Annotated in this window: 13 protein-coding genes and 1 other RNA gene; 7 read left to right on the top strand and 7 right to left on the bottom strand. The window is 69.1% G+C overall.

What is annotated here, in order from left to right:
- Positions 1-5: 5 nt before the first annotated feature.
- From ATK74_RS14985 to ATK74_RS14970, 4 genes are all read right to left on the bottom strand, one after another.
- Positions 6-1,106 (bottom strand): hypothetical protein, encoded by a 1,101-nt coding sequence (locus ATK74_RS14985; RefSeq protein ID WP_098461803.1) that lies wholly within the window; start codon positions 1,104-1,106, stop codon positions 6-8.
- Positions 1,106-1,612, bottom strand: coding sequence for a SigE family RNA polymerase sigma factor (locus tag ATK74_RS14980; protein WP_098461801.1), 507 nt, complete (start codon positions 1,610-1,612; stop codon positions 1,106-1,108). The genes ATK74_RS14985 and ATK74_RS14980 overlap by 1 nt, the downstream gene beginning before the upstream one ends.
- Before the next feature lie 153 nt (positions 1,613-1,765).
- Positions 1,766-2,911 (bottom strand): hypothetical protein, encoded by a 1,146-nt coding sequence (locus ATK74_RS14975; protein WP_098461800.1) that lies wholly within the window; start codon positions 2,909-2,911, stop codon positions 1,766-1,768.
- The gene (locus ATK74_RS14970; protein WP_098461799.1) at positions 2,908-3,417 is read right to left on the bottom strand and encodes a SigE family RNA polymerase sigma factor; all 510 of its coding nucleotides are present in this window, start codon (positions 3,415-3,417) and stop codon (positions 2,908-2,910) included. The genes ATK74_RS14975 and ATK74_RS14970 overlap by 4 nt, the downstream gene beginning before the upstream one ends.
- A 125-nt stretch (positions 3,418-3,542) precedes the next feature.
- Between ATK74_RS14970 and ATK74_RS14965 the strand changes: the two genes are divergently transcribed.
- Positions 3,543-4,319 carry a carbon-nitrogen hydrolase family protein gene (locus ATK74_RS14965; RefSeq protein ID WP_098461798.1) on the top strand — a complete coding sequence of 259 codons (777 nt, stop codon included), beginning with the start codon at positions 3,543-3,545 and terminating at the stop codon, positions 4,317-4,319.
- Positions 4,320-4,450: 131 nt separating this feature from the next.
- Here ATK74_RS14965 and ATK74_RS14960 read toward each other — a convergent pair whose 3' ends face one another.
- The 3 genes from ATK74_RS14960 to ATK74_RS14950 all read right to left on the bottom strand — a co-directional run bounded on the left by ATK74_RS14960 (position 4,451) and on the right by ATK74_RS14950 (position 7,098).
- Positions 4,451-5,530, bottom strand: a complete 1,080-nt coding sequence (locus ATK74_RS14960; protein WP_098461797.1) for a hypothetical protein — start codon at positions 5,528-5,530, stop codon at positions 4,451-4,453.
- Positions 5,514-6,035 (bottom strand): SigE family RNA polymerase sigma factor, encoded by a 522-nt coding sequence (locus ATK74_RS14955; RefSeq protein ID WP_098461796.1) that lies wholly within the window; start codon positions 6,033-6,035, stop codon positions 5,514-5,516. The genes ATK74_RS14960 and ATK74_RS14955 overlap by 17 nt, the downstream gene beginning before the upstream one ends.
- A 262-nt stretch (positions 6,036-6,297) precedes the next feature.
- Positions 6,298-7,098, bottom strand: a complete 801-nt coding sequence (locus ATK74_RS14950) for a hypothetical protein (RefSeq protein ID WP_098461795.1) — start codon at positions 7,096-7,098, stop codon at positions 6,298-6,300.
- Between the two features lie 138 nt (positions 7,099-7,236).
- Here ATK74_RS14950 and ffs point away from each other — a divergent pair.
- From ffs to ATK74_RS14920, 6 genes are all read left to right on the top strand, one after another.
- Positions 7,237-7,334, top strand: an RNA gene (gene ffs, locus ATK74_RS14945) — signal recognition particle sRNA small type.
- Between the two features lie 192 nt (positions 7,335-7,526).
- Positions 7,527-9,623, top strand: coding sequence for a DNA polymerase III subunit gamma and tau (locus tag ATK74_RS14940; RefSeq protein ID WP_245841063.1), 2,097 nt, complete (start codon positions 7,527-7,529; stop codon positions 9,621-9,623).
- A gap of 54 nt (positions 9,624-9,677) precedes the next feature.
- Entirely contained in the window at positions 9,678-9,989 is a 312-nt protein-coding gene (locus tag ATK74_RS14935; RefSeq protein ID WP_098461793.1) for a YbaB/EbfC family nucleoid-associated protein, read from the top strand.
- 35 nt (positions 9,990-10,024) lie between these two features.
- Positions 10,025-10,639, top strand: a complete 615-nt coding sequence (gene recR / locus ATK74_RS14930) for a recombination mediator RecR (RefSeq protein ID WP_098461792.1) — start codon at positions 10,025-10,027, stop codon at positions 10,637-10,639.
- Positions 10,636-11,478: a Cof-type HAD-IIB family hydrolase gene (locus tag ATK74_RS14925; RefSeq protein ID WP_098461791.1), complete on the top strand. Its 843-nt coding sequence runs from the start codon at positions 10,636-10,638 to the stop codon at positions 11,476-11,478. Before recR ends, ATK74_RS14925 begins: the two co-directional genes overlap by 4 nt.
- Positions 11,462-11,920, top strand: a complete 459-nt coding sequence (locus ATK74_RS14920; protein WP_098461790.1) for a putative immunity protein — start codon at positions 11,462-11,464, stop codon at positions 11,918-11,920. Before ATK74_RS14925 ends, ATK74_RS14920 begins: the two co-directional genes overlap by 17 nt.
- Positions 11,921-11,948: the final 28 nt, after the last annotated feature.

Genomic DNA, 11,948 nt, shown 5'->3' with positions numbered 1-11,948 from the left:
CGCTGCTACCCGACCTTGGTCTCGACCTGCTTCCCGGTGCCGGTGGTGTAGCGGAGCCCGGTGACGATCTGGGCGAGTGTGCCCTTGTCGTAGGGGACGACCACGACCGGACGATCCCCGACGGTCACCAGTTTCCAGTCACTCACCCCGGGGGCCAGGATCGGCGTGATCTGAGTGGCCCCGATCGGCAGCGGGCAGATGGCCAGCGACTCCCACACCTCGTCCTGGCCTACCTCCTTGGTCGACGACCCGGCGAAGCGACAGTTGCCTTGCGCCTCGCGGACGTTCATCGCATACCCGAGCCCGTCGTAGTCAACCAGCGCCAGAAGATCGTTGTGCTCCAACGAGGCCAGGGTGCCGGTATGCCCGTCCACCACGAACCGGGCGGACGGCATGTCCGCGGCCACCGAGTCGCGGGGGCCTCCGGAGGTCTCCACCGAGCGCAGCTGCCCGTCCGAGCCGCGCCAGGCGAGCGCGGCCAGGCTGTTCAGCTTGGCCCCGTCCTGGGGAGCCACCACGAACACTGTGACCCCGAAGTCGGGCAGCTCGGCGGTGTAGCTGACCAGGCCGGACTGGCCCTTGTTGTCGACCGGGGTGAACCAGCTCGCCCGATCGGTGAGCAGGCCGACCCGGAGTCCTTCCTCGAGATCGAAGCCGGCCGGGTTGCGATCCTGGTTGAGCTGCTCGGTGCTGAAGTTGCCCGACTGACTGACCGCGGTCACCTTCAGGTCGATCCCCGTTGCCGTCTTGGTGGCACGGAAGCGGACGTCGTACACGCCGGAGGTCAGCCCGAGCGGCGGGAGCGCGATGTGCGCCTCCTCGGTGGCGCCCACGCCGATCTGCCGGGCCGCCGTGGACGGAGCCGGCGACGGTGTGGCCACCACGGACACCCGTCCGTTGTTGGCGAAGATGCTGGAGGTGAGCACCAGGCCCAGGCCGGCCGCGGCGACCAGTACCGCTGCCGTCCCGCCGGCGATCCCGGCCATCCGTCGCCGCTGGCGCAGCTGCCGTCCGCGGGCGACGACCTGGTCCAGGTCGGGAACCTCGGCCACCGGCTCAGCCAGCTGGGTCAAGCCGGCGTGCATGCGGGCCTCACGTTCGTCCATCACCGCTCCCCTTCCTTCGCTGCGGCCGTTGTCCGGCGCAGATTGGCCAGTCCTCGCGAGCAGGCCGCTTTCACCGTGCCCGCGCTCACTCCGAGGCTGCGGGCCACCTCGGCCTCACTGAGATCGTCGAAATAGCGCAGCACGATCACCTGACGCTGCTGTGGCGAGAGCGTCCGCAGCAGCCGGGCCACCTCGTCCCGGTCGTCGTAGGCGGACTCGGCCGAGCCGGACGTCGCATAGTCGGCCAGCTCGACAGCCTGCGGCCCGCGCTGCCGCCACCGATCGACGTTCAGGTTCACCAGCACCCGGCGGGCATAGCCGCGGGCGTCTTCTGGACGCAGCCGCCACCAGACCGCATAGGTGCGGGCCAGCGCCTCCTGGGTGAGCTCCTTGGCGACCTCGCGGTCACCGCTGAGCAGATACGCCGTGCGCGCCAGATAGGGCGAGGCGGCCGCGAAGAACTCAGCGAACTCCTGCTCGCGGCGACTGACCCGTTCGGTGCCCACGTGTTCCTCCTCGGTGCTCTCAACCCTGCCCTACGCCACGGCGGACGGTTTGGTTGACGCCGAACTCCGTCGAATGTGGCGCGAGCCAGGAGACCCGCACAGACACCGACAGCGCCCCGCGGGGTGGCCGGGGCGCTGTCGGTAACTCGACTGCTACTTACCCAAATGCACTGCCTTGCCGGAGGCGTCCACGTAGTCAGCAGAGACCACGACCGTGCTCGTCTCCTCGCTGGCGTGGTTCACCGCGACCACCATCACCCAGCCGTCCGAGAGCGTGGCCGATGTCCAGTCCGAATCCGGAGCTTTCGGGTTGAGGGTGAGCTGCAGCTTGGTCGTCCCCGGTGGCAGCGCCACGAAGTTGGCCCAGGTGCAGCCGGTGGGCGGGACCTCGCCGCAGTGGCCGACGCCGCCACCGATCAAGCTGGACGGCGTCGCGTCCTTGATCGCCATGCTCGTGCCGCTGAACGTGCCGCCGTCGCCCCACAGGCCGAGTTCCCCGATCTCCTCCGACCGGTAGACCCGGGTCCGCGCCCCAGCGACCGTCACTTCCGCACTGGGCACCTCCGCCCCCGAGGTCGAGTACAGGGAGCCGTCCGGGGTCTGCCAGATGACGCCGACATCCTTGGTTGGCTCGGCCACGCCGCGCTCGAAGACCGTGACGAGTGCGGATAGTCCGGTTCCGGGAAGGACCTTGGTGTCGCTTGCCCGTAGACCGACATTCAGGCCGGTGGACAGACCGGCGCGAGTGGCCGTCCCCGGAACCAGCGTCACCACCACTCGCTTGCCAAGGGCAACGAAGGCTGCCGACGTCCGGCCGGCTTCGATCTGCGCAGTGGTCTGCTGGTCCGCCTGGCCGAGCTTGCTGCCGGTGGCGGTGATCGACGTCATCCCGGTGCCGGTCGGCTTGGCCACCACTACCAACTGGTCGAAGGGAGAATGGGTCTTGTTCATGCCGAAGCCGGTCAGGTCGAACGTTGCCTTCCCCGGGACGGTGTCGCCGCTCGTTGGGCTGACCGACGGGGTTGCCGAGCTCACCGAAGGGGTCACCGAGACCGACGGAGCCGGGGACGGGGTGGCCAGCACCGGAGCCCGTCCGCCGTTGGCGACGGTGGCGGCCACGGCGAGGCCCAGGCCGGCCACGGTGACCAGCACGGCGGTGAGCCCGGCGCCAACCCGCATCGCCCGGGAGCGGCGAGCCCGCTGTCCAGTGGCGAGCAGGTCATTCGCGTCCAGGCCGGAGTCGATCGGCTCGGCGGCCCGAGCCAGGTCGGTGCGCAGCAGTTCCTCAAGATCGTTCATCGCAGGCCTCCTTCATCGGCCATCTGGTAGTGCTGGCGAAGCGCGGCCAGGCCCCGCGAGGAGGCCGACTTCACCGCGCCGGTGCTGATTCCGAGGAGTTCGGCGGTGGCCGCCTCGGACAAGTCGTCGAAGTAGCGCAGGACGATCACGCGTCGCTGCTGGGTGGGCAGTCCGGCCAACAGCCGGACGATCTGATCCCGGTCGTCGACCTGGGCGGGGCCCTGATCGGTGAACGGCTGCTCGGCCAGTTCGGCCGGCACCGGCGGACGTCTGCGCCACCGATCGATGTTGAGGTTCACCAGCACCCGTCGGGTGTAGCCGGTGGCCTCGCCGGGCCGTACCCGGCGCCAGGCCAGGTAGGTCTTGAGGAGCGCTTCCTGGACCAGATCGTCCGCGAGAGCCCGGTCGCCACACAGGAGATAAGCGGTGCGGGTCAGGCTGCGCGAGGACGTCCGGACGAAGTCGGCGAACTCGGTGTCCCGAGTGGGGGTGGAAGATCCGAACATCTGGCCTCTTTCGTCTTGCTTCACCCTGTCCTACGCAGCCGCGACCCGCGAGGTTGCCTGCCGCGGGTCGCTGATTTCGAGATTGTGGGCGGTGCTCTGGGGCGTGGGCGTGTCAGGCTGGAGGCATGCGCGTCGCCTTGGCCCAACTTCGCTCCGGCACCGACCCGTCGCAGAACCTCGACCTGGTCGCCGATCACATCGCTCGCGCCGCCGGACGGGCCGAGCTCCTGGTGTTCCCGGAAGCCACGATGAGCTCGTTCGCCGGGGCTGCCCACCGGGCGGCCCAACCGCTGGACGGGCCGTGGGCCGGCCAGGTGCGCCAGCTGGCTGTCGAGGCCGACCTGACCGTGGTGCTCGGCATGTTCACCCCCGGCGCCGGACGGGCCCGCAACACCTTGCTGGTCACCGGCGCCGCCGAAACCCACTACGACAAGCTGCATCTGTTCGACGCCTTCGGCCAGGCCGAGTCCGACGACATCGAGCCGGGCGCGGCATTGGCGTCCTTCTCGCTGGGGACGCATCAGGTCGGGCTGGCCACCTGTTACGACGTCCGGTTCCCGACCTTGTTCACCTCGCTGGCTCGCGGCGGAGCCGAGCTGATCGTCCTGCCGGCCTCCTGGGCGTCCGGGCCGGGCAAGCTGCATCAGTGGCGCACTCTGGTCACGGCCCGGGCCATGGACTCGACCAGCTTCGTGGTTGCCGTCGATCAGGCCGCCGGGCCGGACGCCCGTCCGGGGCTGGCCACCGGGATCGGCCACTCGATGGTGGTCTCACCGACCGGCGAGGTGCTCCTCGAACTCGGCGACGACCCCGAACTGGCCTTCATCGACCTCGACCTGGCCGAGGTCCCTGCCGTCCGGCTGCGCCTCCCCGTCCTGGCCCACACCCGCCCGCTCCCCTGAGCGGGGACGGTTCCCATTTCGTACCAACCCCTTGTCACACGGGTTGGGGACGGTTCCGATTCCGTACCACGCCACCCGTCCACCCTGGTCCCAGCGTTTGCCGGGGACGGTTCCAATACCGTCCACCGACGTCAGCTGGGTGCCTTCCAGGTGGCCTCACGTCCGTCCGCAGCTCGGTAGGTGACCTGACTGAACACCGAACGGATGTAGCTGGGCTCCTTGCTGGAGGCAAGGATCACCTGCCGATCTTCGAAGCTGCCCGTGCCCCACTCGACACCGTCCCCCTCGAAGCTCTGGTCCAGAAGGGAGGCTCCCCTGGGCAGGACCACCATGGTCGTCAGCACCCCTCCAGAGCCGAGCGTGGTCCAGTTCGGCTCGGACGCAGGCTCGACGCCGCCGAGTCTTCCGCCGTCCGACACGGTCATCACGTCGAGGCCCAGAGCCTTGTCCCAGATGAGGGTGCCGGTCCGTCCGCTCGTGGACAGCGTGATCCCCACGCTTGCGACCGCGCCGTTGGAACAGTCATGACCAGTTCCTTCGGTTCCGATCCAGACACAACCCATCGCTGCAGCGTCCACGTTCACGTCGGCCATCGCGACCGCGACGGTGGCGTCGACCTGCGGCAGGTAGCGCATGGCGACCTTCTCGGGCTTGATCCGGTTGGCGGCCCCGTACTGCCGATCACTCCAGTAGATGTCGTCGATGCGGCCCGGGATCAGAGCCACCAGCAGCGGGCCCGATCCGCCCAGCGCGGCCCGCTCATCCCCAGACGGCTCGGGACGCACGCGCTGAACCTTGCCATCTGTCGCCGTCACTACGAAGTTCAGCTGGTAGCTGTCCGGCGTTGAAAGCCGCTCGGCCGTCACTTTCAGCTGCTTCACCGGAGCACCCAAGCCGTCCGCGGAACCAAACGTGACCGACTCCTTGGTCCCCGGGCTAACGCTCGGCCGCACGGACTGGCTGGCCGTAGGCACCGGAGACGGCGTGGCCAGCACCGGGGCCGATCCTCCGAGTAACCAGTGCGGGGCGGTCGACCAGCCGACAGCGCCCGCGACCATCACCACGGCCGCCACGACGACCAGGCGCAGCGCCGTCCGGTTCTGCCGCGCCTGCCGTGCCCGAGCCAGGACGGCCTCGAAGTCGGTGGCCGGCGCGAAGGTCTCCGCCGACGTCATCAACTCATCGCGCAGCTTCTCATCGAGCTCGTTCATCACTGTCTCCTTCCCCCACCAGGACGAACCGGGAACGCAGCGTGGCCAGGCCACGGGAGGCCGCCGACTTCACCGAGCCGAGGCTGATCCCCAGCGTCCGAGCGACCTCGGCTTCGGGCAGATCGAGGTAGTAGCGCAGCACGATCACCCGACGCTGCTGGGTGGGCAGCTCGGCCAACATCCGGGAGGCCTGGTCGTGGTCGTCCACCCGTCCGTGCGGGTCGGAGGCCTCGACAGCCTCCATGGTCGGCGTCGGTACCGTCCGATTGCGTCGGAAGCGGTCGATGTTGAGGTTCACCAGCACCCGGCGCGCATAAGCCAGCGGGTCTCCGCTCCGGGCTCGCGACCAGGCCAGATAGGTCTTCACCAAGGCCGCCTGGACGAGTTCACCGGCCTGCTCGGCGTCCCCGCACAGCAGCCAGGCCGTCCGGCTCAGCGAGGCGGACGCGCCCCGCATGAACGCGGTGAACTCCGCGTCCCGCTCGACGCTCCCGGTAGCCGGCATCTGCACCCTCCTTGGCCATCTCCACCCACACAACGCCGCAGGGCGGACGAAGGTTGCCTCTTCCCGCAAACTGAGACAGCAGAGCCGACGACCCCCGGCCGCCGGCTCGCTGCCAGCCCCGAAGGGCTGGGCTTTGGGGGCTCTGTAGAGCCCGATGCGGGCAAGACTCGCTCCTGTGTCGCTCCGGTACGAAATGGGAACCGTCCCCAACCGCCGCGACAAGGGGGTGGTACGAAATCGGAACCGTCCCCGTGGGTGGGGGCTAGCTGGGAGTTGCGCTCGGCTGAGGCGAGGCGGGAGCCGATGAGGCACTCACCGACGGCGGGGTGATCCCGCACTGCTTGAGCTCCTGCTCGACCTGCTTGGTCAGCCGCGTCTTGCCGTTCGCCACAGCCTGAGCGACGGTGCCGGAGTAGATCTGGTTGTCCTTGGACTGCAGGTTCACCGCGGACGCCTTCTCACACAGGTGGTAGACCTCGCCGGACTTGGTCCAGAAGACCTCGTCCTTGCCGGTCAGCTGGACGACCTGGCTGTTGTCGACGGCTGCCGCTTCCTTCGAGGGCGGGTTGGGGTTGATGCCGACCACCATGGCCACCACGGCCAGCACTCCGGCCAGGCCACCGGCGATCGCCTTCTGGCGTCCGTCCATGTTCTTGTTGGTCAGCACCATGACGATCAGCGGCAGGAACGCCAGGACGGCGATGAACGCACCCAGCTGGTTCTGCACGAAGAACCGCACGGTGTCCTTCTTGGACGCCGGATCGAGCCGGTTGGCCTTCTTCCACAGCAGCGAGCCGGTCACCGACAGGCCGCCGATCACCACGATCACCACACACAGCCAGATCAGCAGCGTCGTGGTGAACGGAGTTTGCTTGAGCATCCAGAAGATCGCGAAGGCCTCCAGCCCGATCGCCACCACCCAGGCCACCATGGCGATGATCCGCAGCGTGGTGGCCTGGCTCTTGGCTTCGGGGGTCGGCTTCCAGTTGGCCACCTGCTCTTCGAGGGCCTTGTTCGACTCGTCATCGGGCAGGTCAGCCGCCCGAACCAGCTTCTTTGCCATCCGTCCTCCTTCGGCTTGGCGAAAGCATAAGCACAGCCATCGGCGTGCGGCGGGAGGACGACGAGATTCACTTACTAGTGAACGTGCGGTCGCTGGAACCCCGGCTCGCCCTGGGCCGTCCGGGCCAGGTAACATGGGTCTTGGTTCCCCGCGCGGCGGTACCTCGCCCAACTCCCCCAGGGTCGGAAGACAGCAAGGGTAAGTGAGCTCTATCGGGTGCGCGGGGGCCGCTTCAATTTCCGGGCCGACGAATGTGGGCTGCAACCCGTAAGGTGCACGTCGTGGACGAAAGCGACGAGGAGTTCTCCGAAGACGCACTCGAGTTGTTCGAGCAGGACGGACCCGATCTGTTCGGCGCGACCGAACCTGCCCTCGAAGAGCTTCCCGAGGATGCGGACGCCCAGTCGCCCGAGGTGACCGCCGCCCTGATGGACGCGGTCGATGCGCGCCGGCTGCCGGCCACCACCGTCACCCGTCCGGACACTCCGCTGGCGCTGTATCGGCGCTACCGTCCCGAGACATTTGCCGAAGTCATCGGCCAAGAGCACGTCACAGAGCCGCTGCAGCGGGCGCTGGCCAACAACCGGGTCAACCATGCCTATCTGTTCTCCGGGCCGCGCGGCTGCGGCAAGACCACCTCGGCCCGGATCCTGGCCCGCTGCTTGAACTGTGAGCAGGGTCCGACCACCACGCCGTGCGGGGTCTGCCAGTCCTGCCGCGACCTGGCCCGCGGTGGCTCCGGCAGCATCGACGTGATCGAGATCGACGCCGCCTCGCACGGTGGCGTGGACGACGCCCGTGATCTGCGCGAACGTGCCTTCTTCGCACCCGTCCAGAGCCGCTACAAGATCTACATCATCGACGAGGCGCACATGGTCACCCCGCAGGGCTTCAACGCCTTGCTGAAGGTGGTCGAGGAGCCGCCGCCACACGTCCGCTTCGTGTTCGCCACCACCGAACCGGACAAGGTGCTCGGCACCATTCGCTCGCGGACCCATCACTACCCGTTCCGGCTGGTGCCGCCCAAGACGCTGTCGACCTACCTGGCCACGCTGTGCGAGGCCGAGGGGATCGCCGTCGAGCCCGCCGTGCTGCCGCTGGTGGTCCGGGCCGGTGCCGGTTCAGTGCGAGATTCGCTGTCCGTGCTCGACCAGCTGCTCGGTGGCGCCGCCGAAGGTGGGGTCAGCTACGCCCAGGCCACCGCCCTGCTCGGCTACACCCCAGACGCTCTGCTCGACGAGATCGTGGACGCCTTCGCGGCCGGTGACGCCAACGGCGTCTTTGCAGCCGTCGACAAGGTGATCGAGGTCGGCCAGGATCCACGTCGGTTCGCCGAGGATCTGCTGCGCCGGCTGCGCGATCTGATCATCGTGGCGGCCGTCCCGGAGGCGCTCAGTAACGGCCTGGTGGACGTGGCCGGCGACCAGGCCGAGCGCCTCGCCTCCCAGGCCAGTGCGCTGGGGGCCGGTGAACTGACCCGCGCCGCCGAGGTGATCGCGGTCGGGCTGACCGAGATGCGGGGCACCACGGCACCCCGGCTGCACCTGGAACTGATGTGTGCCCGGGTGCTGCTGCCCGGCGCCGACGTGGACGGACGCGGCCTGCATGCCCGCCTGGATCGCCTGGAGCGCCGGATCGGGATCGGCGGCGAGCTGCCCGCTGCGGCTCGTCCGGCAGCTGAGCCTGCCCACAGCCCGGTGGCTGAGCCCGTCGAAGCCCGCCCGGTGGCCGCACCTGTCGGAGCCAGCGAGAAGTCCCGCCGCAACGCCCAGGAACCGACAGCTGAGCCCGCCCACAACCCGGTGGCTGAGACTGTCGACGCCCCGGCCCCGGCTCCACGAGGAGCCTCTCGCCGTCAGGCCGCGATGGCCGCAGCCGCCGCGGAGGCGGCCGCTGCCCAGGCGGCGACAGCTGAGCCGGTCGCAAAGGCTGCTGAGCCAGTCACAGCTCCGGCGGCCGAGCCTGCCGAAGCCCGCCCGGCGGCTGAGCCCGTCGAAGCCCCCGCTGCAACCGGACGACTTTCCGGGGCGGACCTGCGTCGGCTGTGGCCGGAGATCCTTGAGAACGTCAAACATCGGCGCCGGTTCACCTGGATCCTGCTCAGCCAGAACGCCCAGGTGGTCGACGTCCGCAACGATGTGCTGACCCTGGGCTTGGCCAACACCGGCGCCAAGGAGAGCTTCGCGCGCGGCGGCAACTCCGACGTGCTCCGCGAGGCGATCCTGGAAGTGATCGGGGCGGCGTTCCACATCGAACTGATCATCGACGCCACCGCAGACGCTCCCCAGCAGGCCGCGGCACCGGCTCCGGCACCGTCCTCGTCGAGCAGCCCGGAGCGAGCCGCGGCGATCGAAGAGGCGCGGGCGAACATCCGTCCGACAAGGTCGGCCGGGTCGCCGTCCGAGCCACCCGAGGACGAGGTCGAACCCGATCGCGACGATGAAGTGGTCGACGCGGGCGAGTCGTCCACCGAGGAGTTGCTGATGAAGCACCTCGGCGCCGAGTTGCTCGACGATGAAGGCTGAGCAGCCCGTCCACCTGGGCGCGGCTAGCATGACAGGCACCCGATAAGGAGCACCATGTTCGATCCCAGTTCCCTCGACCTGAACACCCTGCTGGCCCAGGCTCAGGCGATGCAGAGCCAGCTGGAGCAGGCTCAGGCCGACCTGGCCAACCGGACGGTGCAGGGCAGCTCCGGCGGCGGCCTGGTCGAGGCCACTCTGACCGGCACCGGCGAGCTGGTCGGGCTGAAGATCTCTCCGGAGGCCTGCGACCCGACCGACACCGAGACCCTGGCCGACCTGATCGTGGCGGCCGTCCGCGACGCCAACCACCAGGCCATGGCGCTGGCTCAGGCCACGATGCCGCCGATCCCCGAACTGGGGCTGTGACGACGTCCGTCCAGGACTGAAGGCTAGGAGCAGGTTTGTACGAAGGTCCGATTCAGGATCTGATCGATGAGCTCGGGCGGCTGCCCGGCATCGGTCCCAAAGGCGCGCAACGAATCGCCTTCTACATCCTGTCCTCCGACAAGGCGGACGTGGAGCGGCTGGCCGCCACCTTGCGGGAGGTGGCCGAGAAGGTCCGCTTCTGCGAGGTCTGCTTCAACATCTCCGAGGAGGACCGCTGCCGAGTCTGCCGCGACCCGCGCCGGGACCGCACCTCGATCTGCGTGGTCGAGGAGTCCAAGGACGTGATGGCGATCGAACGCACCCACGAGTTCCGCGGGCTCTATCACGTCCTGGGTGGTGCCATCAGTCCGATCGACAACGTCGGCCCGGCCGACCTGCACATTCGCGAGCTGCTCACCCGGCTGCAGGATTCGACGATCACCGAGGTCATTCTGGCCACCGATCCGAACCTGGAAGGTGAAGCCACCGCCACCTACATCGCCCGGCTGCTCGGCGGCACGGGCGTCACCGTCTCCCGGCTGGCCAGCGGGCTGCCGGTCGGCGGCGACTTGGAGTACGCCGATGAAGTCACCTTGGGCCGGGCCTTCTCCGGTCGTCGGCGGCTCAACGAGGGGGCAGCACAGTCTTGACCAATCACCGGATCCGGCTGATCGCATCAGACCTGGACGGCACTTTGCTGCGCGCTGACAAGACCATCACCGAGCGCACGGCTGAGACCATCCGGACGGCCACCGCGTCCGGGCTGTTCGTGGTGGCCGCCACCGGACGCCAGTACCCCCAGGTGCCGACCGAGCTGGAGAGCGCCGGGCTGAGCCACATCGTCGGCAGTAACGGCGCCATCGCCGTCGAGCTGCCCAGCCGCCGGGTGCTGTTCGAGGAGTTACTGAGCCCGTCCGCCATCGAGCCGATCGTCGCCTTCCTGGACGCCGAGCTGCCCGAGGCCCGAGTGTCGGCGGTGCGCGACCACGGCGCCCGGCATGCCGCGGCGCCCGGCTACGCCGACCTGCTCACCCCGATGGAGCGGGACAAGTACTGGTGGCACATCGACACCGAGCCGCTGGCTGCGGTGATCGGTGAGCCGACCCTGAAGCTGACCGTCCGGCACCCTCGGCTCGACGCCGAACAGCTGCGGACGATGCTGTCCAGTTCCGGACTGAGCGGCTTCCACGCCACCACCTCGGGTGCGCCGTTCCTGGAGATCGGCGGTGCCGGGGTGACCAAGGCCACCGGCGTGTCCCGGCTGTGCGAACTGCTCGGCGTCTCGCCGTGCGAGGTGCTGGCCGCCGGGGACGCCCGCAACGACCTGGAGTTGATCGATTGGGCCGGGATCGGCGTCGCGGTTGGCAATGCCGACCCGGCTACCATCGCCGCGGCAGACTGGGTGACGGCCAGCAACGAGCAGGATGGAGTGGCGCTGGCCATCGAGACCGTGCTTGCCCAGGAGAACCGCCATGAACCCGTCAGCTGATCCGGTCCTGACCCGGTGGGCCGCCGACTGCGCCGAACACCTGCTGGCCCAGTTCCCCGACTTCGCCGATCATCACGCCGAGGCTGCCATCGCGTCCGCTCGGGCCTGGGCGGACGGCACTGGCAGCGCCGATGACTGCCGGGAGGCCGCCTTCGCCGCCCACCTGTCGGCCCGGGAGTTGTCCGAGGCCGGCTATCGGGCCGTGGCCAGTGGCGTCCGGACCGCCGCGAACGCTGCGGCCAGCTGCGATGACGCCACCTTGGCCGAAACCGCTGCTGACTACGCCATCGAGGCCTTGAGCCTGAACAGCGCGCCCTGTGAGCTGACCAGCGCGGTCCAGGCCGAACGCCGCTGGCAGTGGACGCAGCTGCCCGAACCCCAGCGCAGCACCCTGTTCGACCTCGAGCCCCCCGAGCCCGACCCGGCATCCTGCGCCATCTAGCTCGCTGAGCCTGTCGAACGGACCTGTT

Source organism: Propionicimonas paludicola, assembly GCF_002563675.1.
GTDB lineage: Bacteria > Actinomycetota > Actinomycetes > Propionibacteriales > Propionibacteriaceae > Propionicimonas > Propionicimonas paludicola.
The sequence above is the reverse complement of the archived record's forward strand: the minus strand, read 5'-3'. Positions and strand labels throughout refer to the sequence as shown.

Excerpts from the sequence above, each read along its gene's own strand:
- ATK74_RS14985 (WP_098461803.1), bottom strand. The coding sequence starts at position 1,106 with ATGGACGAACGTGAGGCCCGCATGCACGCCGGCTTGACCCAGCTGGCT.
- ATK74_RS14975 (WP_098461800.1), bottom strand. The coding sequence starts at position 2,911 with ATGAACGATCTTGAGGAACTGCTGCGCACCGACCTGGCTCGGGCCGCC.
- ATK74_RS14970 (WP_098461799.1), bottom strand. The coding sequence starts at position 3,417 with ATGTTCGGATCTTCCACCCCCACTCGGGACACCGAGTTCGCCGACTTC.
- ATK74_RS14965 (WP_098461798.1), top strand. The coding sequence starts at position 3,543 with ATGCGCGTCGCCTTGGCCCAACTTCGCTCCGGCACCGACCCGTCGCAG.
- ATK74_RS14960 (WP_098461797.1), bottom strand. The coding sequence starts at position 5,530 with ATGAACGAGCTCGATGAGAAGCTGCGCGATGAGTTGATGACGTCGGCG.
- ATK74_RS14955 (WP_098461796.1), bottom strand. The coding sequence starts at position 6,035 with ATGCCGGCTACCGGGAGCGTCGAGCGGGACGCGGAGTTCACCGCGTTC.
- ATK74_RS14950 (WP_098461795.1), bottom strand. The coding sequence starts at position 7,098 with ATGGCAAAGAAGCTGGTTCGGGCGGCTGACCTGCCCGATGACGAGTCG.
- ATK74_RS14940 (WP_245841063.1), top strand. The coding sequence starts at position 7,527 with ATGGACGCGGTCGATGCGCGCCGGCTGCCGGCCACCACCGTCACCCGT.
- ATK74_RS14935 (WP_098461793.1), top strand. The coding sequence starts at position 9,678 with ATGTTCGATCCCAGTTCCCTCGACCTGAACACCCTGCTGGCCCAGGCT.
- ATK74_RS14920 (WP_098461790.1), top strand. The coding sequence starts at position 11,462 with ATGAACCCGTCAGCTGATCCGGTCCTGACCCGGTGGGCCGCCGACTGC.